Origin of the sequence: Streptomyces sp. NPDC102259 (genome assembly GCF_044766465.1) — a bacterium.
Classification (GTDB): Bacteria; Actinomycetota; Actinomycetes; order Streptomycetales; family Streptomycetaceae; genus Streptomyces.
On the sequence record NZ_JBIWMA010000012.1, the window covers coordinates 91,756 to 114,234 of the forward strand.

The 22,479-nt window shown below is 65.8% G+C and carries 24 protein-coding genes; 6 read left to right on the plus strand and 18 right to left on the minus strand.

Annotation, left to right across the window (positions count from 1 at the left end; genetic code table 11):
* Positions 1 to 12: 12 nt before the first annotated feature.
* The 10 genes from ACIRPU_RS26045 to ACIRPU_RS26090 all read right to left on the minus strand — a co-directional run bounded on the left by ACIRPU_RS26045 (position 13) and on the right by ACIRPU_RS26090 (position 6,260).
* Positions 13 to 1,386 (minus strand): tyrosine-type recombinase/integrase, encoded by a 1,374-nt coding sequence (locus ACIRPU_RS26045; RefSeq protein WP_403871462.1) that lies wholly within the window; start codon positions 1,384 to 1,386, stop codon positions 13 to 15.
* Complete coding sequence (locus ACIRPU_RS26050; protein WP_132888890.1) at positions 1,383 to 1,577, minus strand: AlpA family transcriptional regulator; 195 nt, start codon at positions 1,575 to 1,577, stop codon at positions 1,383 to 1,385. Before ACIRPU_RS26050 ends, ACIRPU_RS26045 begins: the two co-directional genes overlap by 4 nt.
* On the minus strand, positions 1,553 to 2,875 hold the full coding sequence (locus ACIRPU_RS26055; protein WP_403871465.1) for a replication initiator: 1,323 nt from the start codon (positions 2,873 to 2,875) through the stop codon (positions 1,553 to 1,555). Before ACIRPU_RS26055 ends, ACIRPU_RS26050 begins: the two co-directional genes overlap by 25 nt.
* A 130-nt stretch (positions 2,876 to 3,005) precedes the next feature.
* Positions 3,006 to 3,251, minus strand: coding sequence for a SpdD protein (locus ACIRPU_RS26060; RefSeq protein WP_403871468.1), 246 nt, complete (start codon positions 3,249 to 3,251; stop codon positions 3,006 to 3,008).
* A 13-nt stretch (positions 3,252 to 3,264) separates the two neighbouring features.
* Positions 3,265 to 3,459 carry a hypothetical protein gene (locus ACIRPU_RS26065; protein WP_037680541.1) on the minus strand — a complete coding sequence of 65 codons (195 nt, stop codon included), beginning with the start codon at positions 3,457 to 3,459 and terminating at the stop codon, positions 3,265 to 3,267.
* Positions 3,460 to 3,468: 9 nt separating this feature from the next.
* A complete protein-coding gene (locus ACIRPU_RS26070) occupies positions 3,469 to 3,660 on the minus strand; it encodes a mobile element transfer protein (RefSeq protein ID WP_403871471.1) in 192 nt (63 codons plus the stop codon).
* A complete protein-coding gene (locus ACIRPU_RS26075; RefSeq protein WP_355786308.1) occupies positions 3,660 to 3,860 on the minus strand; it encodes a hypothetical protein in 201 nt (66 codons plus the stop codon). Before ACIRPU_RS26075 ends, ACIRPU_RS26070 begins: the two co-directional genes overlap by 1 nt.
* Before the next feature lie 19 nt (positions 3,861 to 3,879).
* Entirely contained in the window at positions 3,880 to 4,509 is a 630-nt protein-coding gene (locus ACIRPU_RS26080) for a DUF2637 domain-containing protein (RefSeq protein ID WP_403871474.1), read from the minus strand.
* A 3-nt stretch (positions 4,510 to 4,512) separates the two neighbouring features.
* A complete protein-coding gene (locus tag ACIRPU_RS26085) occupies positions 4,513 to 5,898 on the minus strand; it encodes an FtsK/SpoIIIE domain-containing protein (RefSeq protein ID WP_403871477.1) in 1,386 nt (461 codons plus the stop codon).
* Positions 5,899 to 5,903: 5 nt separating this feature from the next.
* Complete coding sequence (locus tag ACIRPU_RS26090) at positions 5,904 to 6,260, minus strand: hypothetical protein (protein WP_403871480.1); 357 nt, start codon at positions 6,258 to 6,260, stop codon at positions 5,904 to 5,906.
* Between the two features lie 363 nt (positions 6,261 to 6,623).
* Between ACIRPU_RS26090 and ACIRPU_RS26095 the strand changes: the two genes are divergently transcribed.
* Complete coding sequence (locus ACIRPU_RS26095; protein WP_403871483.1) at positions 6,624 to 6,839, plus strand: hypothetical protein; 216 nt, start codon at positions 6,624 to 6,626, stop codon at positions 6,837 to 6,839.
* A 49-nt stretch (positions 6,840 to 6,888) separates the two neighbouring features.
* Here ACIRPU_RS26095 and ACIRPU_RS26100 read toward each other — a convergent pair whose 3' ends face one another.
* From ACIRPU_RS26100 to ACIRPU_RS26110, 3 genes are all read right to left on the minus strand, one after another.
* Positions 6,889 to 7,617, minus strand: a complete 729-nt coding sequence (locus ACIRPU_RS26100; protein WP_403871486.1) for a GntR family transcriptional regulator — start codon at positions 7,615 to 7,617, stop codon at positions 6,889 to 6,891.
* Between the two features lie 83 nt (positions 7,618 to 7,700).
* Positions 7,701 to 8,138, minus strand: a complete 438-nt coding sequence (locus ACIRPU_RS26105) for an ATP-binding protein (protein ID WP_057603433.1) — start codon at positions 8,136 to 8,138, stop codon at positions 7,701 to 7,703.
* 284 nt (positions 8,139 to 8,422) lie between these two features.
* On the minus strand, positions 8,423 to 9,163 hold the full coding sequence (locus ACIRPU_RS26110; protein ID WP_403871490.1) for a GntR family transcriptional regulator: 741 nt from the start codon (positions 9,161 to 9,163) through the stop codon (positions 8,423 to 8,425).
* Positions 9,164 to 9,244: 81 nt separating this feature from the next.
* Between ACIRPU_RS26110 and ACIRPU_RS26115 the strand changes: the two genes are divergently transcribed.
* Together ACIRPU_RS26115 and ACIRPU_RS26120 are read left to right on the plus strand one after the other, a co-directional pair.
* A complete protein-coding gene (locus ACIRPU_RS26115; RefSeq protein WP_403871493.1) occupies positions 9,245 to 10,357 on the plus strand; it encodes a DUF1152 domain-containing protein in 1,113 nt (370 codons plus the stop codon).
* A complete protein-coding gene (locus ACIRPU_RS26120) occupies positions 10,354 to 10,611 on the plus strand; it encodes a hypothetical protein (protein ID WP_403871496.1) in 258 nt (85 codons plus the stop codon). Before ACIRPU_RS26115 ends, ACIRPU_RS26120 begins: the two co-directional genes overlap by 4 nt.
* A 222-nt stretch (positions 10,612 to 10,833) precedes the next feature.
* On the opposite strand, the gene ACIRPU_RS26125 is transcribed toward ACIRPU_RS26120, so the two are convergent.
* Both ACIRPU_RS26125 and ACIRPU_RS26130 read right to left on the minus strand, forming a co-directional pair.
* Positions 10,834 to 11,034 carry a hypothetical protein gene (locus ACIRPU_RS26125; RefSeq protein ID WP_403871499.1) on the minus strand — a complete coding sequence of 67 codons (201 nt, stop codon included), beginning with the start codon at positions 11,032 to 11,034 and terminating at the stop codon, positions 10,834 to 10,836.
* 679 nt (positions 11,035 to 11,713) lie between these two features.
* Positions 11,714 to 13,033, minus strand: a complete 1,320-nt coding sequence (locus ACIRPU_RS26130) for a pentapeptide repeat-containing protein (RefSeq protein ID WP_403871502.1) — start codon at positions 13,031 to 13,033, stop codon at positions 11,714 to 11,716.
* A gap of 366 nt (positions 13,034 to 13,399) precedes the next feature.
* On the opposite strand from ACIRPU_RS26130, the gene ACIRPU_RS26135 reads away from it, so the two are divergent.
* A complete protein-coding gene (locus ACIRPU_RS26135) occupies positions 13,400 to 13,858 on the plus strand; it encodes a hypothetical protein (RefSeq protein ID WP_403871505.1) in 459 nt (152 codons plus the stop codon).
* A gap of 196 nt (positions 13,859 to 14,054) precedes the next feature.
* Here ACIRPU_RS26135 and ACIRPU_RS26140 read toward each other — a convergent pair whose 3' ends face one another.
* From ACIRPU_RS26140 to ACIRPU_RS26150, 3 genes are read right to left on the minus strand one after another with little or no spacing between them, the layout of a single operon-like run.
* Positions 14,055 to 17,198, minus strand: coding sequence for a type I restriction endonuclease subunit R (locus tag ACIRPU_RS26140; RefSeq protein ID WP_403871508.1), 3,144 nt, complete (start codon positions 17,196 to 17,198; stop codon positions 14,055 to 14,057).
* Positions 17,198 to 18,421 carry a restriction endonuclease subunit S gene (locus ACIRPU_RS26145; RefSeq protein WP_403871511.1) on the minus strand — a complete coding sequence of 408 codons (1,224 nt, stop codon included), beginning with the start codon at positions 18,419 to 18,421 and terminating at the stop codon, positions 17,198 to 17,200. The genes ACIRPU_RS26140 and ACIRPU_RS26145 overlap by 1 nt, the downstream gene beginning before the upstream one ends.
* Positions 18,418 to 20,163: an N-6 DNA methylase gene (locus tag ACIRPU_RS26150; RefSeq protein ID WP_403871514.1), complete on the minus strand. Its 1,746-nt coding sequence runs from the start codon at positions 20,161 to 20,163 to the stop codon at positions 18,418 to 18,420. The genes ACIRPU_RS26145 and ACIRPU_RS26150 overlap by 4 nt, the downstream gene beginning before the upstream one ends.
* Positions 20,164 to 21,231: 1,068 nt before the next feature.
* On the opposite strand from ACIRPU_RS26150, the gene ACIRPU_RS26155 reads away from it, so the two are divergent.
* The gene (locus tag ACIRPU_RS26155; RefSeq protein WP_403871517.1) at positions 21,232 to 21,663 is read left to right on the plus strand and encodes a hypothetical protein; all 432 of its coding nucleotides are present in this window, start codon (positions 21,232 to 21,234) and stop codon (positions 21,661 to 21,663) included.
* Positions 21,664 to 21,841: 178 nt separating this feature from the next.
* Positions 21,842 to 22,039, plus strand: a complete 198-nt coding sequence (locus ACIRPU_RS26160) for a hypothetical protein (RefSeq protein WP_403871519.1) — start codon at positions 21,842 to 21,844, stop codon at positions 22,037 to 22,039.
* Positions 22,040 to 22,479: the final 440 nt, after the last annotated feature.

The window sequence follows — 22,479 nt, forward strand, 5'->3', positions numbered from 1 at the left end:
GTGCAGGGTGTCTCACTCGTACTCGCGCAGAAGGTCCTCGATACGCCGGTTGGCGACGTCCTGCCGTCCGTCGATGCACTTCGCATAGCGGGTCAGCAACACCTCGACGCTGTTGCCGGCGCGCTCGGCGACCTCGGTCGGGTCGACACCAGCATTCAGCCAGGTCGACAGGGCCGAGTGTCGAAGGTCGTATGGCCGACTCGCGAGCGGCGAGGAGGCAGCGGCCGGCGGGAGCGCGAGGAGCCGGGCCTCCTGCCACACGCGGTAGTAGGTCGAGGACGGGACGACCGAACCTTTCTCGCTGAAGAACAGGCGCCCGTCGTCCGCCGTGCCAAAGGTGACTAGGTGCTCACGGAACACGGCAACGAGGTGAGGCGGAATAGGTACCCGCCGGATGTCCTCGGTCGGCCGGTTCTTCAGCCCGCGGTCATCGTGGGTCTCGCCCGAGTCGGTCCACTGCTTGCCGACCGACGGGCGGGTCCGGTGGAGCAGCGCCGAGCCCCAGCCCTGTACTGGGAGGATCAGGTCCGTCTCCGCGAGGCCGACCGCTTCAGCCGGCCGGAGGCCACCGAAGTACATCGCGGCGAACAGACCAACGAGACGACGGCCGCGGGCACGTCGGTATCCGCCCACGTAGGAGACGGCCGCCAGTAGGTTGCGAGCCTGCTCCGGGTTGGCGACTACGCGCGGGTCCACCTGATTGGACACCTTCGGTTTCTGCCAGCGAACCGCGGTGATGGGGTTCTCGCGCAGCTCCCCCAGGTCGACCGCGTAGTTCGCGGCATTGACGAGCGTCCGACGCTTGCGCCGCACGGTCTCTGCCGCTGCCGCCGTACCGTCGAGCTTGAGCTTCAGCGAGTCGAGGACCGCGCGGGCCGTGGCGGGCTCAGCAAGATCGGCGAGCGGTCGGGAGGCCTTGGACACCCAGTGCAGAACGTTCCGCACGTCGTCCGGGACTTCCCGATCGTCGGGCCCCGGCAACACGAAGGCCCAGTTGCGCAATGCTTTGCGGATCACCTCATCGGACGGCCGTCCGGCACGCTCGTCGAGGAGCTCCAGCGTCACGCTGGTGAGGGATTCATTGATGCCGTCCCTCGTATTGGGGGCGGCATGGGGCCACTTCATGGCGAGGTATCTGAGGGCGAAGGCGTACCAGGACACGGCCGACTTCTTCTCTTCCATCGAGGCCGGGAGGCCCGACTCGGTGTCGAACTCTTCACCGTCGCGCATCGCTCGCATGAGCTTCGTGCGGAAGTGGTCGGCGAGCGCCTTCGTGCGGAATGACTCCGAGAGCACATTGCCGGCAACGGACCAGCGGACACCGTACGAGGGCGTTTTGGTGTCCCGCTTGCGAACCGCCCAGACCTTCACGTCAAGGGACTTCACGCCGCTGCCTCCAGCTGTCGAAGCCACGTGGTGAAGTCGCTACGCCATACCCGGAGCTCTCCGTTGGGCAGCTTGAACGCGGCCGGCCCGTATCCCAGCTCCCGCCAGCGGTAGAAGGTGCGGCGAGAGACGCCGCCCAGCTCGTCCAGGACCTGGCGAACGGTCATCAACTCGTCGCGACGGGCGTCCATGTCGGTTCTCCTTCCGTTCCGGGGGCGGGTTCGAGGGACGCGGACAGCCAGGCTTCGGCGCGGGAGAGGCCGGTTCCGGCGAAGACCCAGTGCGAGAGGACGAAGGTCGTTTCCGTCGGCTCTGTCTCTCCCACCGGGGCGACCTGTGCGCGTCGCCAGTCGGCGCGGGCGGTGCGGAGCGCGCCGAGGGTGGTGGAGTAGCGCCGGGACTTGGTGGAGAAGTGGCCGCGGAAGCCGAGCATGTGCGCCCAGGCGCGTAGGCGGAGCTCGGCGAGCTCGGGGCGTGCGCCGAGGGTCCAGGCAACGCGGATCATCCGTCGGGCGTGGTCGGAGATGCGTGCTTGGGCGAGCTCGGCGAGGAATTTGAGCGGGCGGTCGAGGGTGCCCGTTGCCGTCTCGGCCCCCTTGGTGGCGTACTTCGCGATGTACGAAGCGACGGCTCGTTCGGTGAGCTCTTGGCCGTCGTCGAAGTCGGCGGATCGGATCGTGCGGACGTCGAGTTGGCGGCCGAAGGCGAAGGTATGGGCGCGTCCCTCGATGGTCGGGCCGTCGACGCGGGCGGCGGCGGCCGCGGCTTGGATGGCGTCCGTCAGGAGCTCTGCCGTCGCCCAGCCCGGCGGTGAGGTGTCGCCGCCTTCCGGGCCGTCGATGCGGATGACCGCGTGGAAGTGCACAGCACCGCGCTTTTGGTACTCGGCGACCTTGGCGAAGGAGACGCGGGCGTGGTCGCGGAAGGTGCGTTGGGTGAGGCTGGCGCGCTTGGCGATCTCGCGGCGGAGGTAGATGGAGAAGCGCCGCCAGAGGGGCCCGGCGTGGGCGTTCCAGAGGACGGCCGCTTCGTAGTCGTACCGGTCCGGGTCGAGGGGCGTGCCTAACTTGCTGTCGTTCTCGTCGTGGCGGGCACCGCAGCGGCAGGGGCGGCCGTCGGTGCGGCGGTTGTGGACCGGGCCGAAGCCGGGGGCGGTGAAGGTGGCGAAGACGCGCGGGTGTGTGGCGACCTGGTCTGAGGTGCCTTTGCCGCCGCGGAGTCCGGCGGTGATCAGGTGGTAGGTGTCTCGGCGGTAGGTCTCGGCGCAGGCCGGGCAGCGGGTGGCGCGGCGGTTGTTGCAGCGGACTAGGAGTTGGCCGGCCGGGAGGGCCGACGAGTCGAGGTGGTGCAGGGTGCGGCCGATCTCGCCGGTTGCGGTGTCGAGGGCGTATTCGGTGCGGTGGCCGTCGAGGCGGACGGGGTGGGTGCAGCCGCCCAGGCCGGAGAGTTGGCGGGCCAGTTCGGGCATGGTGCCGAGGGAGGCCAGCATGGAGAGTTCCGCCAGCGGGGGCAGAGTCTGCCGGGTGATGATGGGTGTTCCTTTCGGCTGTTTCTGCGGTTGGGAGGGACGGCCCCGGGGCGGCGGGATGCTTGGCGGCGTTTGCCGCCCCGGCGGCCGGTCAGCGCCTGTTGGCGTTGCTGAGCAGGGAGCGCAGGACCACGGCGGCGATGGCCACGGAGATGGCCGTGAGGGCGACGGCCGCCAGGAGCGCGGTGAGGACTACTCCGCCGACCAGGACGGCGGCGACCGGGCCCGCGTAGGGGCTGAGCGAGCGGCCGGCCGTGGGCGCCGGGTAGTGGTGCTGCGGCTGGTGGGTCAGGGTCGACGGCGGAGCGGGGACGTCGGGCAGCTTGGGGCGGAACATGGTTGAGCTCCTCTCAGCGGTTGTCGCCGTTGACGACGCCGACCCCGGAGCGGGTGCCGGACTCGATGGCGGGGGCGAGGAAGGTGTGGGAGAGCCAGAAGCCGAACAGGGCGATCACGACGGCGACCCACATGCGGACGCCCAGGAACTTGATCGCGGCCCAGGCGATGACGCCGAGGACGAAGACGAGCGGGAGCGAGACGGTCACGGGGCCTCCTCAGCGGACGCGGCAGCGGTGGGTGCGGGCGGCGAGTTCGGCGGCGGCGCGGGTGTCGTAGTCGTTGGAGAGGTCGCAGCGCGGGGCGGTGCACACGGCGGTGTGCTTCTCACGGCCGCGCCCGTCGTAGGCGGTGCCGACCTGGACGGGTCCGATGCGGACGACGTTGCGGAAGCGGCGGTTGGCGGGCATCAGGGCAGCTCCTTCGGGTCGTTGTGGTTCTCGCCGGTGAAGTCGGCGGCGTGGTCGGCGAGCCAGTGCAAGATCTCGTCGCCCTCGTACTCGTCGGCGGTGAGGATCACCGGTTCTGCGATGAGCACGGCTTCGGTGAGGCGGTTCTGACGTGTCAGCTCGGCGGCGCGCTTGAGCGCGCGGAGCGTGGACGGACGCAAGGTGGAAAGTCCTCCGGGATCAGGTGAGTTGAGTAGCGATGGCTTCGGCGAGCGGGAGCGGGACGCCGAGGCGGTTGCGAAGGGTTGGGGTGTCGATGTCCGTCCCGGTCCGGGTCCGGTGGTCGTCGGCGACCTTGCGGGCGAGTGCGACGAGCGCGGGCGGGACAGGGGCGGCGGCCGGCGGTGCGGGCGGCTGCGGGGTGGCGGTGGGCAGCTCAGGCGCGGTGGGCATGACCGGCGGGGCGGGTGCCTCGTCCTGGTCGGGTACCGGCACCTGGTCGCGGGCCGGGGTGTCGTGGGCGAGGAGGGTTCCTCCGGAGAAGGCGACCGCGGGCCATCCGGCGACGAGGATGCGCAGCCAGGCGGGGACGTCGCCGAGGTCGAGGAGCCCGGCGGTGGCGACGTTGGCCCCGAGTGACGCGGCCAGGGCGACGGTGAACCAGCACCAGCCCGAGGCTTTCGCCGTACCGGAGCGCAGCCGTCGCCAGGCCGCGACGAGGAGCAGGTCAACGCTGATCGGATAGGCCCACGCCTTCCAGCCGTCCTGTCCGGCCGCCGCGGCGAGATCGTGCAGGTGGGCGAAGGAGAGCGCGGCAGCGATGGCCGCCTGGACCAGAACCGGGTCGACTCGGATCCGGTGGGTGCGCATCACTCACTCCCCCGCTGTTTCGGAGGCCAGGCGCGCGGTGGGTATCGGGTCGGGGGTGTCGAGGGCGACGGGCGGGACGTACGGCCGGAAGGGCGTGAGCGCCGGGACGTCCGGGGCGAGGTGGGCCGTGTCGCGGCAGGTGGCCGCAGCGGCGGCGAGGGACAGGTACGGGGTGCGGATGCGGGACCAGCCGCCGGAGGTGTCACCGGCCACGGCCAGGCCCGGCAGCTCGGCGGCGATGGCGCAGGAGGCGTAGACCGCTTCAGGTGCGATGTCGCCGAGTGCCATCTTGGCCGAGGCTTCGTCGTTGACGCGGTGGCAGACGCGGCCGGTGAGTTGGGCCCGCAGCATGGTCGCGCCTTTGCCCAGCTCTGCGCCGAAGCGCTGCCCGCACACCTCCAGGTAGATGCCGGCCGCGCGGCCGAGCTGGGCGAGGCGGATGAGGTGCGTGACCATCTCGTCGCGGCGTTCCTCGTCCTTGCGCGTGGCGACGAGGAAGAGTTCGGCCACCTCGTCGACGAACAGCACGACGGAAACGGGACGTTCACTCTCAGGCAGGCCCCAGATGTCAGAGGTGATCTCCTCGTCGGGTGTGCCGGGGGCGATGCCCTGTCGGGCCTTGATGAGGTCGTATCGGTCCTCCATTTCCTTGACCAGGACGGGCAGCAGCTCGGCCGCCTCGTCCGGGTCGGTGGCCAGCGCGGTGAAGCGGGAGGCGAACGGGGCAAGCTCGACACCCCGCTTGCAGTCGACGCCGACCAGGGCGACAGGCTGCCGCGCGAGCCCGGCAATGAGGTTCCGCAGGTACATGGACTTGCCCGACAGCGTCGCGCCGAGGACCAGTTCATGCGGTACGGCGCGGTAGTCCCGTAAGAACGCCGTGGCGTCCTCCCGCAGTGCCACCGGCACTTTGAGGAACCCGCCCTCGATCCGTCGGGGCATCCGGACCTTGCGCAGGACGTCGAAGCCGATGAGCCGCAGTTCGACGACACCGGGTTTCACGTCCTTCACGTACACCGCGTGCACGCCCCAGGCGTGGCGGAGCCGTTCCGCCGAGGCGGCGACGTCCGCGGGTTCCTGGCCAGGTGCCAGACGGAGCCGGACGCGCAGGCCGGTCGTCGTGGGCCGGATGATGCCCCGACGGGGCGGGACGGGACGGATCTCCCGACGGCTGGTCGCCCTGATGGCCAGCACCCGCAGCCGGGACGGCGCGACGGTCAGGCCGCACGCGTCCATGGTCGAGGAGTACGAGGCCAGCAATCGGGCCACCGAGACCGGCAGCCCGACCGTGGACCAGTACGCGGCCGGGTTGGCGTGCCGGACGTAGGCCGCGCCGCCTATCGCAGCGAGCGGCGCGCCCAGCTCGGCCAACGTGATCAGGTCCGTCACGACGATCAGCCCGCCTGAGCGACCGAGACCGGGAAGGCACCCGGCGCGATCGCGGTGGCGCGGTAGGCGATGCCGTGCCGCTGCTGGCCGTTGAACACGCTCTCCCACGGCCGGGCGATGAGCCCCGGCAGGGAGACCGGAGCGCCGACGGTCAGGCCCTCCGTCACACCGCTTTCGGGAACGGTGACCTGGATGAGGGACGAGTCCCCCTCGTCGATGAAGACGACGCCGACGGTCATCAGCGCCTCACCGCTCACGGTGTCCTTGGCGATCTCGCCGGTCTGCCGGTCACGCACCTTCGGTGCCGGCGCTTCGGTGAGCAGGATCGTCGCGGTCGAGGCGTCAACGCGGATCACACGCACAGAGATTTCTCCTTTGGAGTCGACCAACTCGCCACCTGACAAGTTGACTTAGCAAGTTTGAAGTTAGAGATGCCAGGTTGACTTGTCAAGTGATTCCCGTGCCGTCAACGAGCGGCGCCGGTACCGCAAGCGCACCATGAAGCCAGTCGGCACAGAGGAGGGCGGGACATGGGCCGAAGAGACCGCGCTCAAGGTCCACAGCCATGGGATCCACGTGACTCGCAAGGGTCCACGCCACCACCGGACGGCTGGCCGACACCGCCACAGCGGCCCACGCCAAGCAGCCCACACCAGGGCGGGCCGCCGCCTCAACCGAAGAAGCGACGACGCGTCTTCCTGTGGCTCTTTCTTGCCGTCCAGCTCTTGTTCCTGATCTGGGTGATCACGGGTGCTTCGACCGCCAGCGGCACGCCCGAAGACTGCCGAAGCCTGACAGGCGACGACCTGAAGCTGTGCGAAGACGCGAGCGAAGTCGGAACGACAATCGGCGTAGGGCTCGTCATCGGCCTATGGGCGGCCGTGGACGTCATCCTCGGCTTCACATACGTGGTCTACCGGCTCGCCAGCCGACGCGCCTGAGACGAGCAGCCGCACTACGCGGCGCGCGTGACCCGCACATCCTGACAGCTCAGCCGAGTCGGTAGGTATCTTCGAGTTCCTGCCCATCAGCAGGAAGCAGCACGTCAGAAACCTGCAAAGCCTGGCCGGACGCATCTCGGGCGACGACCAGGACGCTGAGAACGGGCACTCCATCAGGCAGACCAAGGAGCTCAGCCTCACCGGCATCCGGCATCCGGGCCGAGACGCGCTCCGTCACATGGTCGAATCGGACCTTCTTCCGGCCCTCAAGGTGTTCCCGGACGCCGACGTCCAGCGGCTCGACGCCCCCCAACTCGGTGCCCTCGACGAGGCCCGCCGGGAAGTACGAGGACGCGAGTTCAACAGCCTCGCCATCCGCCTCGACCAGGAACCGGCGCATCAGAACTTTGGCCCGCTTGGGCAACCCGAGCACGGAGGCCACACGCGCCGGAACCGGCACCTGGTCCACCACAACCAGGCGTCCAGGAGTCCGCGACTCATCCCGCTCCAGCACTTCGCGCCCGCGGCGTTCCTGGTGCTCGACGTCGGCCGGCCGTCCGCGCACGATGGTGCCGTAGCCCTGCCGGGACTCGATCCAACCGTCTCGTTTCAGCAGCTCAAGGGCGCGCACGACGGTAGGGCGGGACATTCCGAACGCTTGGACCAGCTGATTTTCACTGGGGACCTTCGTGCCCGGCGGGTAAGTGCCGTCCTCGATGCGCTGCTGGATCGTCTGCGCGAGACGTACGTACTTCGGCGCCTCCACTTCATACGCCATGCACGCCGCCCGTCAGAATTGGCCAAGTCAACTGGTCAACCAGACTAGCGACAGTACATATAGAAAAGAACCCGGCTCCCCCTTCAGGTCGGCCAGGCATCGGCCATCACGAAGGAGACGACCGTCCCGCCGAAGCGACTGGGCCCCGAGTGCCAGGACTCGGCAATAGAGTCGACGAGGAGCAGTCCGCGCCCGTGCGCGTCGACGGCGTCAGGCTGCCGCAGCCTCACCCTGGCCGGGAAGCCGGCGTTGTGCACCTCGACCTTGAGCGAGGCCCCATCCCGGAACCACTCCACCCGGACACGCCACACCTCGTCGGACCGACCGTAGACGATGGCGTTGGTCACGAGTTCCGAGATCATCAGCACGCAGTCGTCGACCGAACAGGCCGGGTTGTACGGGGCGATGAACTTCCGGAACCAACGCCTGGCCAGGTGCACGGACTCGGCGACGGGATACAGGGTCATCGCCCCGAGTCGCGGCGAGTCCTCAGAGGGATAGCGATCGATCGTAAAGGCCATCCGTGCTCACTCCTTGCCGCTGCCGTCACAGTCGAGGCAGCGCCGTTTCGATGCGGCACGGGCACGGTCGTCGACGGTGGACAGCACGAGAGCCGTGCGCGAGCTGACGCGTTTCCAGCCCCGCCCACGGCATCCTCGGCAAGCTAAGTGCGCGCCTTGCTCCGGCCGCTGACCCGTCACAACGTGCCCCCTTCATTAAGTGGCCTTAGCCACTTAATGGATAGTGGCATTAGCCACTCACGCGGCGCAAGCGAAACTTCCAACTGATGCTCCATCAGGTGCGCTCAGGTGAGGGGGTAGCCCTGCTCGAACGCCCAGCGCTGTGGCGGGTACGTGGCTTCGGCGAACTCCAACGGCCGGTCCTGGAGGTCAAAGACGACGTGGTGCACGATCAAGACCGCTGATCCGGACTCCAGTTGCAGGTCTGCCGACTCCTCGTCGGTCGTCTGCCGGGCGCACATCCGGTCCTCGGCGTAACTCCCCTGCCGCCCCGTCATGTTCTCGACGTACATCAGGGTGCCCTCTTGGATCCGCTCCGGTTCCAGGAGCTTGGGCGCCCGCTGCCCGACATCCGGCGCGAACCACGAAGTGGACAGGGTGATGGGCCCGTCCTGGTTGTTCGTCACGCGCCGACGGTGCACGGCCCGCCGATCTTTCACCAGGCCCAGCGCCTCAGCGACGTGGTCCGGAGCATCCAACCAGCCGGCCGAGGTAATGACCGCGTACTCACCAGGGGTGTAAATCTTCCCCGTCTGTCGCGCCCGCCCGTACAACTCCCGTGCCCTGCGGTTCACTTCAAGGCTGCGCACGTACGTGCCAGAACCCTGCCGCTTCTCCACGAGCCCCTGGTTGCTCAGGGCCTCCAACGACCGCGCGGCCGTCGGCCTGGACACCTTCCAGTTCGTCGCAAGCTGCCTCTCCGAGGGCACCTCGTCGCCCGGCCTGAGGTCGCCCCGAAGGATCTGATCGCGGATGTAGTGAGCGATCTGGAGATACTTCGGTTGCGCCTCTTCGATCTGAGGCATGTCCCCTCCTTGTCCAAGTGGCTATGGCCTCTAGCCACTATAGGGTGAGTGGCCAGACCCCGAACCCGTAATGTTGCGCACATGACGCGGTTGATCGTCGCAGCAGGAGGAGGGGGCGACGCAGTCGCCGCCGCAATGCTTGACGCCGCCTTGTACGGCGCCGACGGCCAGGCGGTGATCCTCACCTACGCATGGGACCGCCTGTTGGTCGACCCGATCCCAGGCCCCCGCAGCCCCGCCGACTTCACCGGACTCGAACCGCTCACCCCATCTGTCTGGTCGGTACCGGCCGAAGCCCGCCCGATCGCTCCAGCTGGCTCCACACTCCCCCGGCTTGCGGCAGAGCTCCCGCACACCTTTGCCCTGATCGATCCGCATCACGGTATCGAAGGCGTCACGCGCCAACTCGAAGAGCTGATCAGCCACTTGAGGCCGGACTCAATCGACCTCCTGGACGTGGGGGGTGACATCCTCGCGCGAGGCGATGAGCCCACGCTCAAGAGCCCGCTTGCCGACGCTCTGACTCTGGCCGCGTGCTGCCAGGTGAACGCTCCCGTGCGGCTCCTCGTCGCAGGCCCTGGCCTAGACGGTGAACTTCCACTCGACGAGGTACGCACCCTGCTTGGCTCCCTCGTCCACACCTTCACCGCGAAGGACGCTGAGCCGGTCAGCGCAGTCCTGGAGTGGCACCCGTCCGAGGCAACCGGGATGCTCGCAGCGACAGCCCGAGGAATACGCGGCATCTGCGAAGTCCGGGATGCGGGACTCCCCATCCCACTCACGGACGCCGGCCCGACGGTCCACGAAGTCGACCTGGACGACGCCCTGAACCGCAACGAGCTGGCCCGCGCCATCCTGTCGACCACCACCCTGGACGAGGTCGAAGCGCACAGTCGCGAGATCTGCGGCTACTCGGAAATCGACTACGAGCGCAACAAGGCCGCGTGGCTCAAGGACCAGCCGGCGGTGAATCTGGATCCCAGCACCGTGCTGCCCGAGCTCGACGAGTTCGAGGACGAGGCCCGAAGCCGCGGAGTCACCCACACGACGTTCCGCCGGCTCACCGAGGCTTTGGGCATGCCCGGCAGCCAGCGCGAAGACCTCCGGGCACTGCTCATCCATTGCCGACCGAAGCGATACACAGCGCCCCTCTGGGAACTGTCAGCCGTCGAGGACGAGACGCAACCACGATGAGCGTCTTCAGGAGCGATCTCAGCCTGGATGCACGGGACGCCACCGGCACCGGAGCGGAAGCCGATGTGGCCCTGAATCTGGCGACCGGCAACATCAGGTTGTCGATCCTCTGGACGCAAGACATCCAGCTCTCAGCCGACGACGCCGACCAGGTAGCCGAAGACCCCCAGCGAGCAGCCGCGGAATCCCGAAGTCTCGCGATGCCCAAGGAAGCTCAAGCCACCGAGGACCCGACAGGCCCACCAGCAGCCTGAGTTACAACCTTCTTCACGGGTTCAAGGCGTCTCGCTCCGCTCCCCGCGCGCGGCCCGGCCCCCGGCCGGGCCTGCGCTCCTGTCTCCGCCCCGCTCCAGCCCGGCCGGCGACCGTGCCGCGCGCACAGCAGTTAGCCGTCTACTGCCAGCAAAGGGGTACCTCGTAGCCAGAGCGGGTCAGCTCACGGAGTCACTTTGGGCTGAGCAATGTCGAGTCTTCGATCAGAGCACTCCGAAGAACGACAGGAGGGAGGCGGATCCGACGAGGGTTCCGCCGAATGCATAGCACCCGACTCTCACAGCGTCCTGCTTGCGCTCACCTGGCTTGTGGCTCAGCCACGCGATTCCGATCCCGACGAGGACGGAGAAGAGGAAGCAGCTTACGAAGATCAGGAGCTTAACGCCGTACAGCAGTACCAGCACCTGGAGGCTGAGTGGAGGGGGTTCCACGGTCCGAAACCTTTCCCTGGCGGGTGGTCGGACCTCCGGCACGTAGCACTCAGCCGACCACCACGTGACAGACGTGTGATCTCGCTGAGGCCGTGCCGACGTTCAGGGTCTCGTGCCTTGCCAGGGCGCCTCGGGGCTGTACTCCGCTCTTGGGCCGTGCTCGTGACCTCCACTGGAATGCCTCCAGTAGGGCCTCTCACCTTCCAGGCGCACGCGACCACGCTCGTAACCAGCAGTAGGTGACAAGGAGCCGCTAACTCGGTACGCCGGTACCCCAGTTCGCGCAGACCCAAGTGTACCTAAGCCGGGGGGTGATGGTTCAAGGACGTGATGGAGGAGGGGAACCGCCCTGCACAGACCCGGGAGAGGTGGGGGCGGCAGAGCCCCCCGCGCGGGTTGCTCTGGTTGACGGCACACCGGATAGCGTGGTTAAGGCCGGTGGGGGTGCAGCGAGGCACACGCGTGCCTGGTCGGTCGGCGCGCCCGCCGTCGTGGTTGACTGTCGTCGGTTGAGGTACAGGCGGTCCCGGATCTGCTCTGGGTGACGACCGTGCCGCAGCTTGAGGGGTGAGCGGCGAACTTGTCGTTATTTCCTGAGGACGAAACTTTTAGAGAGTACGATCGTCCACTTAATAACGGCTAAGAATCCTTGCTAATTGTCCATACCGTTTAGGGCATCCAAGAGATCCCGCTGCCACTCTTCCTCGACAAAAGAGATACGCGCCTGGACCATCTCGTCTGCCGCGACGAGAGGGGGGAGAACTGTTGTCTCCCGCGGCTTGGCGACTACCACTTGCTGGCTGGATACATCGGTGTCGGACAGGTCTGCACCATCCAGGTCGGCGTCCGTAAGGTTTGCGCTCGAAAGTTCCGCTCCAGTTAGGTCAGCGTTCCGTAGCTTGGCTTCAGTTAGATCAGCTCCCCACAGATTGGCGCGGACCAGAGTTGAATTGATCAGCGATGCCCCTACCAAGCAGGCCTGCGATAGGTCTGCGCCGTCCAGGTTAGCCTCCAGAAGCCAGGCCCCGGTTAGGCGAGTCCTGTTCAAGTGTGCCTGATTTAGATGCGCTCCGATAAGCCTCGTATGGGCTAGCGAAGACTCGCTCATCTGTGCATTTTCCAAGCTAGCATAATTAAGGAACGCATCATTAATCTGCGCCCCGTCCATGTCGGCTCCTTCTAGGTGTGCTCCGTTTAGGGCTGCGCCATCAAGGTGTGCCTTGACCAGACTCGCCTCCCTCAAGTCAGCTTCGCCCAGGTGTGCATTATCTAGGTAGGCCCCATTCAATATCGCTCTACGTAGGTAGCTTCCGGGCAAGGCAGCGCCTCGCAAGTCTGTACGGGCCAGATCAAGGCGAAACGGCTCTTTACGGTCCCGAGGACGGCGACCGAGCACGGCCAAGGCGGCCTGTACCGGTTCACTTGGACGTGGTTCTGGGTTTTGGTCAGAAACGTCCTTTTTCGGCGCGAGTGAACGCGGTGCTGGATTGCGTACGCGCCTACGGGCAAGTCGCATTCGGTCTTGGGCGGAGGATTCGAGGGGCGGCGCGGGCACATGCTCGCGGATGAACCCGGCGAGCACCTCAACGATTGTGGCGTGATCCTTCTTCGAGTCGCGCATAATGCGTTCGAGCGCGTAGATGCCGCCGAGCTGTTCAACCAGCTGAGGGGAGGCGAGATGACTAATGGCCCGGGTGAAGCGGTCGGTAACCTGTCCTTCGCGGGTCTGATGCAGCGTTCGATGGGTGTAAATGATGCCGACCACCGCCAACGCACCAGCGAGCATCGCCAAGATTGCGGTGCGCATTCCCGTCACCGCGGTTGCTTGGGGCTGGGTCAAATTTCTGAGGTAGTGGTGGTCGATCCACCATGGAACCCGCCACAGCGCCACGCCCACTACGCCGGCCACGGCGAGCACCGCCATGCTCACCCATAGCCAGGCCCACCAGTGTTGGTACCACTTGGTATCCATGCGATCCAGCACAGCGCACCGCCGAGCAGGCGCACTCGAGGCTCAGCGTCTCGGGCGGAAAGACCACCTGTACGGAGGGACTGATTTTCCGCAGCGCCTCACACTTGGGAAGCCGCATGCAGTAGCAGATGAGCGCGATTGGAAAAGCTCGAGTACGCCGAGCTGGACCACAAGCGCACCAGATCCAGCGGGGAACCACGGTGAAGGAAGGCCGAGCCCGGCGATCAAGCCTGGCCATACACCCAGGTCAGAAACCAGACCGCCACCAAATGATCGCAGCTTCCCAAGCTGATCCCGCCAAGGAGCTGGCACGGGCAAGCGGCCTCAGCCCTGCCCTCGCAGTGGTCGCGCACCTACGATCGCGAAGTGAGTTACAACATCTACTTCTTGAACCGACACGACGGGCAGTCCTGGGATGAGGTCCTGGAGGCGATGGAGGACGCAGCCGAGGACAGCGGGCCGATCCCCACCCACCTCCTTGAAGCGTGGGACCGAATAGTGCCGCAGGCTCGGACCCTGCTGGGCGAAGTAGAGATCACGGAGTACGAGCAGGAGTCGCGGGACCTGAGCCACTCGCGCACCGGCATCGAACTGTCCGTCTTCGGCGACGAGGTGAGCATCACTGTGCCCTACTGGCATGCGGGGGACGACGCTGCAGTCGTGCTCGGCCAGGTCTCAGCCCTCGCGGCCATCGTCGAGAAGGAAATCGGGCTGACGGCCTACGATCCCCAGACAGAACGTCCGCTGATGGAGACGACCCCGGAAGGCTCTATCGGGCTGATGTCGCGAATCACCGAGGATCTGCGCAGCCGATACGGCGGTTGATCACTGAGCACCGGCGGAGCCGGTCAGGTTCCGAGCCATCTGCTCGGCGCGTGCCACAGTCGCGCCAGATCCAAGGGTCAGCCACGGTCAACGGGGGCGTCTCACGGTTGAGTTCGCGGCAACCTGGCCAGGTATCGAAGCTCCTGGTCAGCGCCCCCACTCCCCCGCCTCTCTCCTAAAGCGGGGGTCGCAGGATCTAAGAATCCACTTGCTGATCGATCGCTGCTTCGTAGAAGGCATCGGCGAGGGCGACGATGATCGAGTTGATAGCCGGCCCGTCAGTGAAGAAGTAGTCAGCCATCGTGTTGTGGGCGTCCTGGTTGTCTGCGACCGCCTCCGTAACGGCTGCTTGGAAGTCTTGTGACTCCACGAACTGCTTCTTGGAGTTCACCTTGGTCTGCCTGATCAGGTTCGGGTCAGTGAGCAACCGCTGGACGAGTCCCTGCACGAACTCCCTGACCTGGGACTCGGCGAACGATTCGGCGCCGAAGAGGTCGTTCATCTTGTCTATAACGACCTGGAGCGCAACGTACTTCGGATCCTTCTTCATTCCCGTGCCGGCGGCGCTGATGCCCTTCAGTTGCCCGTCACCCACGAGCGAGATGTCGACAGGAATCTCCTTGTTGTGCTTGACCCCGACTAGCACCACATCGGAGAGGTCCACGTCCGCCGCCCAAGCGGACTCGGCAATGACCTTCTCCAGCAGGCGCAAGAAAATCGAGAGCATCTCCATGTAAGGGTCGCCGTAGTCAACGATCTGGGACATGAAGTCATAGAGGCGTACGTAGGTGGAGACATCCTTGCGGAATAGGTCGAGCGCCTGAAGCGTGACCTTGTCCTCCTCTTCGATCGCCCGCGCGTAGCGGCGCCGGAAGTCGTGCTGCGCCGGGCTGATTGCCGCCGAGAGCGCATTGTTGCCCTTCCGGGTCACCCACAGTTCAGCGACCTTGCGAACGTCGTCCTCGGTGTAGATTCCGGCCTGGGCAAGCTTGTTAGCCAGGTGGACGACGACGTACGGATCGGTCTCGGTCTCCAGGGTCGCGTTCTTGAAGTACGGCTCGAAGGCCGCCTTGATGTCCTCGGGCTTGTTGGCGAAGTCGATGACGAACGTCTTGCGCTTCTGCTCCCCACCAGCGGTGCGGTGGGTGCGGTTGAGCCGCGAGAGCGTCTGCACCGCGGTGACCCCTGACAGCTTCTTGTCTATGTACATCGCCGAGAGTAAGGGCTGGTCGAAGCCGGTCTGGAACTTGTTGGCGACCAGCATGATCTTGTACGTCTCGCCCTTGAATGCGGCTGCCAAGTCAACCCCGGCGCCGGGGTTCATGTTGGCCTCGGTGAACTCGTCATCTTTCGACGGCTGCGGGCCCCAGTCGCTGTGCCAGGTCTCGTCCTCGGCCATCGTCACCCCGGCCGAGAAGGCGACCAGGGTGCGGTAGTTGTACGAGGCGTCCTCGGTGCGGCGCCTGGCGATGTAGGCGTCGATGGCCAGCTTGTACTTCACCGCCGACTTGCGCGAGTCGGTCACCACCATCGCCTTCGCCTTGCCTTCAAGGAGGTAGGCGACGTTGGCGTGAAAGTGCTCGACGATGATCTGCACCTTCTGGCTGATGTTCGTCGGGTGGAGCTGCACCCACCGCATGAGCCCCTTGCGGGCGGCGGCCTCCTCGACCTCTCCCCCGTCACCGCTCTCGGCCCTGCCGGCGATCTTCAACGCGGTGCCGTAGGACTGATAGCCCTTGAGCACGTCGAGGATGTAGCCCTCCTCGATCGCCTGCTTCATCGAGTACAGGTGGAACTCGCGCGGCTTCCCGTCGGCACCCTTGCGGCCGAACAGTTCAAGGGTCTTGTTCTTCGGCGTCGCGGTAAAGGCGAAGTAAGAGATGTTTTCCGACTCGGCCCGCTCGGTCATCTCCGAGGCCAGCACCGACTCCACATCGACCTCGCCACCCTCCTCGATCTCCTTGACCTCCTCCGCCGTCAGCACCTGCTTCAGCTTCGAGGAGATCTGACCCGACTGGGAGGAGTGCGCCTCATCTGCGATGACGGCGAACCGCTTACCCTTCAGGCCAGCGTCGGTCCGGATCTCGTCCAGCGCATGCGGGAAGGTCTGCACCGTCACCGCAATAATTAGCTCACCGTTCTTCAACGCCTGCGCCAGCAGACCCGACTTCGACTTCGCGCCGGCCTTGCGGACGTCCTCGGGGCTGATAGTCGCGACGATCTTGCCGGTGCCGTCAATCTGCCGGATTGCATCCTGCAGCTGGGAATCGAGCACGGTACGGTCCACGACCACGATGACCGAGTCGAAGACCTTCCGATCATCGACGTGCAGGCGCGCCAGCCGGTGGGCCGTCCAGGCGATGGTGTTCGTCTTCCCCGACCCGGCCGAGTGCTCGATCAAGTACCGCTGCCCGACACCCTCCTCTTTCACCGCCTCGACGATGCTCGTGACGGCCTCCCACTGGTGGAACCGCGGGAAGAGCATGCTCGTACGCCGCACCGACGTGCCGGTGGTGACGTCCCACTCCTCCTTGGTCTCCACGATCATCAGCCGCCCGATGATGTTCAGCCAGGCGTGTTTCTCCCAGACGCGTTCCCACAGGTACGCCGTCGACGATCGTCCATCCGCGCCAGGCGGGTTGCCGGCACCGCTGTCGAAGCCGAGGTTGAAGGGCAGGAAGTGGGTCTTCTCCCCCTCCAGTCTGGTGGTCATCGCCGCGAGGTCGTTGGAGACTGCGAAGTGGACCAGAGCGCGGTGTCCGAAGGACAGCAGTGGCTCGGGCCGCCCGTTAGTCAGTGGGTTGCGGCCCTGCTTGTACTGGTTGATCGCCTCATCCAGCGACTGGGTGAAGTCGGTCTTCAACTCCACCGTGGCCACCGGAAGACCGTTGACGAAGAACACCAGATCGAGGATGCGCTGGTCAGCGGTCGAGAAGTGCACCTGACGCACTACCCGCACCCGCATCGCCTCGTAGTGCGCCGTTGTGGTCGCGTTGAGCGAGGTCTCGGGGCGGAACTGCGCCATCTTCAACCGGCCGCCACTGATGTATTGCACCCCGTTGCGCAAAATGTTCAGTGTGCCCCCGCCATGCTCAAGCGGCCTGTCCAACGCCGCCGTTAGCACGTCGAGGAACTTCGCCTGCGACCCCGCCGCCTTCAACGCCTTCTCGTACGCCGGTCTCTGCGTCTCCTCCAGCCATGCGAACAGGTCCTCCGGAAACAGCGCCCGCTCCCGGTCGTACTCGCCACCATCGCGGTCGTTCACCGAGTACAACCATCCGTGGGCGTTCAGGTACTCGCAGATCTCCGTCTCGAAGACCACCTCATTGTGGTCAGCCATCACGCCACCCTTCGTACGTCGATCTGCCCCGTCACCGCCGCCGTGATCAGCGCCGAACGCCGCTCCTTCGAGAGATCGATGAACCGCTCCGTCTCCGTAATGAGCGTGTCGATCTTCGCTGTCTGCTCGTCGAGGTACGTCGCGATGCGGCGCTGCTCGTCCAGCGCTGGCATCCGCACGCGAAGCTCCCGAATGTCCCGCTGAGAGATCTTCTGCATGGAGTGGCTCATGCCTTTGGAGGCAGCACTGATCTGCACGCGCACTGCAGGAGCGGCGAGCGCATACGCGACGAACGCAGGATCCGCGTCGGCCGCGAGCGAAATGCCGTACGTGAGATCAGAGAGAAGCAGTCGCGGGTAGTCCCCCTGGACTACGGCAGCGGCACCCACCAGTTCCTTTGTGTTTGAGCGCGACATGACGAGTTCGCCCCGACGAACCGCAAACTCCGGCCGTGGATTCTCTTCGTCTGGAAGGCGCTTGTTCTCAGCAGCGTCGAATCTGCCGGTGTTCGAGCAGCCGACCTTCAGAACTCCCCATTCCGCCACTCCGTCGGCAGGCCAGCTCTCACAGTTGGGGCTCCACCCCTGGCGAAGCGCGGCGATAATCCTCCGAAATTCTACCTGTGTGCCCTGAGATGTCGCGTGCGCGACAACGGCAGTACGTCGCTCGCGGAGCATCTCGATCAGGCGCTGCTGCTCCACGATGAGCGTGTCGATGCGGGCCGTCTCGCAGTCGAGGTAGTCGGCGATGACACGCTGCTCGCCGAGCGGCGGGACAGCGAACGGCATGTCCGCGATCATCGACCTGCGTACCGAGTCGACGGTGGACTTCGCGCTGCCGTCAAGAGCCATCAGGTGAAATAGGTTACTAAAGGCGTAGTAGAAGAACCGTGGGGTTACTCGCCGGAACTCGTCGAGCACATAGACGCGCTGGTGCGCCATGAACCGTCCCGTGACGAGGTGAAAGACTTTCGCGACGCCAGCGCCATCACCGGCGGTGAGTACAGCCGTCGTGTCAAACTCCCAACGGTCTGACATGACCGGCTTGTCAGACCGCACGTAGAACGGGAACTCACCGTCGGGCTCGGCATCGACCGTGTCTCCACTTCCCGTACGGATGCGGACGAGATGACGGCCCCGCACAACGTCCCAGTGTTCCGGGATACGAGTGAACGTCTCGCGGGCCTCGTCTCGGTATGACGCATAAGCTCGGAGGCCGCTCACTGCTCCACCTCTCGCAGCAGGTCAAGGATCTTGGCGACCTGCTTCTCCAGGTCGGCGTCGATCTCGGTAAGCGGGCGGGGTGGTACGTACTTGTAGAACTGGCGGGTGAAGGGGATCTCGTAGCCGGTCTTGGTCTTGGCCCAGTCGATCCAGGCGTCAGGAACGTGCGGCCTCACTTCCGCCTCGAAGTACGTCTGGATGACTTCGCGCTCCCCTGCTGCGCCGGCGGTTGAGCCGCCGTAGGTGAAGGGCACATTTTCGGTGTCACGCTTCTTCGAGTCGGGCTTCGAGTTGCCCTTGCGGTCGACGACAGGGTTCCCGTCCTCATCGAGCAGGGGACGCTCGACGGTGATGGTCCAGTAGCCGAACTCGTCGTTGCGCAGCACCGTGGAGAAGTCAGGGTCGGCGTCCTCAAAGTCGGCGTACAGCCGCACAACCTCGGCGCGGTCATGGTGTCTGATCTCGCGTCCCTTGGACCCGAGGTTCTTGCGCATCTTGGTCCAGAACGACGTGCCGTCGATGAGCTGGACCTTGCCCTGGCGGTCGGGGTGCTTGGTGTTGTCGAGGATCCAGATGTAGGTGGCGATGCCGGTGTTGAAGAACATGTTGGTCGGCAGCGCGACGATCGCCTCAACCAAGTCGTTCTCCAGCAGCCACCTGCGGATGTTGGAGGGGCCGGATTCGGCGGCGCCGTTGAAAAGCGGCGAGCCGTTCATGATAATGCCGACGCGGCCGCCGCCGTCCTCGGGTGCGCGCATCTTGTGGGCCAAGTGGAGCAGGAAGAGCATTTGGCCGTCCGAGGTCGCGGGGAGTCCCGGCGCGAATCGTCCGTAGGGGCCGGCGGAGTCGCGCTCCGCCTTGACCGCCTTGGCGTACTGCTTCCAGTCCACCCCGTAGGGCGGGTTGGACATGCAGTAGTCAAATTGGCGGCCCTTGAAGGCGTCGTCGGTGAGCGTGTTGCCGAACGCAATGTTGGTCGCGTCGTGGCCCTTGGCAAGCAGGTCGGACTTGCAGATGGCGTACGACTGCGGGTTGTACTCCTGACCGTACAGACTCAGCTTCGCATCGGGGTTCTCGGCAAGCAGGTGCTCCTCCGCCAGGGAGAGCATGCCGCCGGTACCGGCGGTGGGGTCGTACAGCGACCTGATGATGCTGCCCTCGGAGAGGTCGACATCCTTCTCCGCGAAGAGCAGGTCGACGAGCAGCCGGATCGCGTCGCGCGGCGTGTAGTGGTCACCGGAGGTCTCGTTCGCAGCCTCATTGAACTTGCGGATGATGTACTCGAAGGCGTCGCCCATGTCGGAGTTCGACACCACATCGGGGTGGAGATCGACGGCGCCGAAGGACTTGACGATCTCGCGCAGGAGCCCGGCCTTCTCCAGGGCCAGGATCTCCTTCTTGAAGTCGAAGTACTCGAACACGTCCACGTCAATGGAAAACCGGTCGATGTAGTCAGCGAGGTTGTCCGTCAGCCCGTCCGCATCGGCCAGCAGGTTCGCGAACTCGTAGTTGGAGGTGTTGTAGAACGTCCGCCCCGTGGCCTTCTTAACCTCGACCTTGAGCCGGTTCGGGTTCTCGTGCTTCGCAGCCAGCTCCCGTACCACCGCACGGTCCGGCTCAAGTACGCAGTCGAGCCGCCTCAGGATCGTGAACGGGAGGATCACTGTCCCGTACTGGTTGGGGCGGTAGGGGCCCCGAAGCTGGTCAGCGATTGACCAGATGAAGCTACCGAGCGTGCTCACAAGGTTCCTCACGAGAATCGTTTAGCAGTGCCGATCACTCTGCCAGAGGCAGCCGCCAGCGTCCCATGGTTCACCTATGGGGGCCGACGCCGGACGGGGACGTACACCAGCGTCTCTGTCCGGCTGGCCCCAGCCAGCGACCTCAGCCGGAGAGGGATCGGAAAGTACTCCTTAAGGCGGTGGTCATGTCCTCGTGGACTATGTGTGGCCGGACCTCAGCCGAACGAGCACCAGCGCGGCCCTGACCAGCCGCGTTGCCTGAGAGTCAAAGGGCCTCCGGAGCCGTGTGCGCAAATTCGAACGCGGTTAAGCCACGTCGCCCTCCTCCGCCAGCACTTTTGATCTTCGCGTCGGCTGCATCCTTGTGGCCAGCCGCTAGCATCGGGTCATGACGTCACATCAGGCGGATGCCGCGTAGGTCCCCGCGCGAGGTGAGGGACACCGTGCCCCATGGGCAAAGCGATGGCGCGGTGAGCACGCTGCTCATCAGCGCGTGTCCTGGGCCGCCAACGTGCGCTGCCGTCCACACGTACCTCTTCGTCGATGGCCTCGATGTAGTCGCGCGCAGCGACAGCAGAATGGCCGGCCTCGATCCGAGTCGACTGCTCCGCCCAGGCGGACCGCTCTATCCGACCGATATGCCATGCACGGTGGATGTGGCAACCCAGGAACAACCCGAGCCAGGGCCGGACAGGCTGACCGTTCGGGTCCGGCTCCGGGGCGAGACAGTCATCTGGTCCGACCTGATGTACCCGGGCCTCGATGGCAGGCCGATCGAGGAGGTTCGCTTCCGCCTGGAGCAGTACCTGGGCGAGGTCGAGCGAGCGTACGCGGCGTTGAAGAGCCCCTCTTCAGTCAGTAGTCCCGGATGAAGAGGTCGTGCCAGACGCGTGCCAGATCGTGCGGGGAATCACGGGGAACAGCGGGGAACCCGTCGAACGTCTACTGCGCTTCTACGCCCCTCCGCCGCCGGTCAGACCTGGAACAAGCCCTAGATGCCCTGAGCTTCCCAAGCTGATATTGCTTGGCCAGCACTGCAGGACGGACGTGATGGCTAGGGTTTGCAGGATGCGCTACCTGACAGAGGCTTTCGTTGTTGGGGCCCTGAAGCGAGGCCGGCCGGTGGAACAGTTCCTCGGTCCGGTCGGTGCTCCGGATCGGCTCGGGGTCAGCTACGTCGAGGTCCGCCCAACGAAGGCGTCATATGAGGTATACGTCCACACCGTTGAGGACGTCGGTCATGAGGGGTTCTCCGACCTGGTGGAGTTTCCACCATTCGACGCCGACCAGGACGAAGAGGACTTCGGCCGACTCGTTGCCACGGTAGAGGAGCCATCTACCGCACTGGCCGCTGCCGAGGAGGCCACGGGCGCCGTGCGGGGGAGGTGGGTCAACGAGAGCCTGGTCCAGGACGAATATGGCGACTTCGTTCGAGCGGGCCGGCCTGCAGACCGATCTCCCGATGGACACCCCTGGCCAAGTCGTGGCGCACGCCGCTGACATGCCACAACAGTGAGTGTCTAACTGCGTGACAACGCCGACGAACACCGGCGGACGAGCGCGGACGTCAGCGGACCATCGGCGCAGGTGAGCAGCGCACCAGCCCAAGGCCGAACGCTCACCTATGTTGCTTCGGGACGAAGAAGTCCTGCACCTAGGCCAGCCGTAGAGTGAGCACGTGCGAAACGACCGGCACGACGAACCCCTCTCCGGCGAGGAACTGGAACTCTTCTTGCAGTACCTCCATCGCTTCGCCAACCACGACGTCGACCAGTTCGTACTCATGGAGGTGGGTGACCCCGACTACCCGTGCTATTTGGACCTGTCCCGGTCGCCGGCACCCGGAACCGACCCTGCCGTCTACCGCCGCCCGTAGCCGAAGCAGACGGGTTCGCCTGACATTAACGGCGCCGGACGCCAGCGACTCTGGGCGGTCGTTGGCATCAGCTGCAACCTTGCAGCAGCCGACCGCTGAGGGCGTCGGATCGAACTCCTAAAGCGGATGTCGCTTCCCCACCCGGCCCGGCTCGAACGGGCTGGCCCCCTCCACAACGGGCCGGTACCCGCGGGCAGTGGTGGTGCCGTCTGGTTCGGCGTGAGTGCCAGGTGGCGCGCCTCGTCCTAGGCGCGCCAGTACCTGCCGACGAGGGCGTAGGGGAACGTCGAACCAACTGAGCAGGCCGCGCACCGCGTCGTCGAGGTCTTGGTCGCCGTGGAGGGCACGCCGGACACAGCCGAGTCATCCGACAAGGAGGCTCCTGCCGGGGACCATGTGGCCGTTCTCGACCTTCGACACGGTCGGTTGTCCCACGCCAA

What these genes read in the sequence shown, in the direction of transcription:
- ACIRPU_RS26050 (WP_132888890.1), bottom strand. Translation starts at nt 1,577, where the DNA reads ATGGACGCCCGTCGCGACGAGTTGATGACCGTTCGCCAGGTCCTGGAC.
- ACIRPU_RS26055 (WP_403871465.1), bottom strand. Translation starts at nt 2,875, where the DNA reads ATGCTGGCCTCCCTCGGCACCATGCCCGAACTGGCCCGCCAACTCTCC.
- ACIRPU_RS26060 (WP_403871468.1), bottom strand. Translation starts at nt 3,251, where the DNA reads ATGTTCCGCCCCAAGCTGCCCGACGTCCCCGCTCCGCCGTCGACCCTG.
- ACIRPU_RS26070 (WP_403871471.1), bottom strand. Translation starts at nt 3,660, where the DNA reads ATGCCCGCCAACCGCCGCTTCCGCAACGTCGTCCGCATCGGACCCGTC.
- ACIRPU_RS26080 (WP_403871474.1), bottom strand. Translation starts at nt 4,509, where the DNA reads ATGCGCACCCACCGGATCCGAGTCGACCCGGTTCTGGTCCAGGCGGCC.
- ACIRPU_RS26100 (WP_403871486.1), bottom strand. Translation starts at nt 7,617, where the DNA reads ATGGCGTATGAAGTGGAGGCGCCGAAGTACGTACGTCTCGCGCAGACG.
- ACIRPU_RS26105 (WP_057603433.1), bottom strand. Translation starts at nt 8,138, where the DNA reads ATGGCCTTTACGATCGATCGCTATCCCTCTGAGGACTCGCCGCGACTC.
- ACIRPU_RS26110 (WP_403871490.1), bottom strand. Translation starts at nt 9,163, where the DNA reads ATGCCTCAGATCGAAGAGGCGCAACCGAAGTATCTCCAGATCGCTCAC.
- ACIRPU_RS26115 (WP_403871493.1), top strand. Translation starts at nt 9,245, where the DNA reads ATGACGCGGTTGATCGTCGCAGCAGGAGGAGGGGGCGACGCAGTCGCC.
- ACIRPU_RS26120 (WP_403871496.1), top strand. Translation starts at nt 10,354, where the DNA reads ATGAGCGTCTTCAGGAGCGATCTCAGCCTGGATGCACGGGACGCCACC.
- ACIRPU_RS26130 (WP_403871502.1), bottom strand. Translation starts at nt 13,033, where the DNA reads ATGGATACCAAGTGGTACCAACACTGGTGGGCCTGGCTATGGGTGAGC.
- ACIRPU_RS26140 (WP_403871508.1), bottom strand. Translation starts at nt 17,198, where the DNA reads ATGGCTGACCACAATGAGGTGGTCTTCGAGACGGAGATCTGCGAGTAC.
- ACIRPU_RS26155 (WP_403871517.1), top strand. Translation starts at nt 21,232, where the DNA reads ATGCGCTACCTGACAGAGGCTTTCGTTGTTGGGGCCCTGAAGCGAGGC.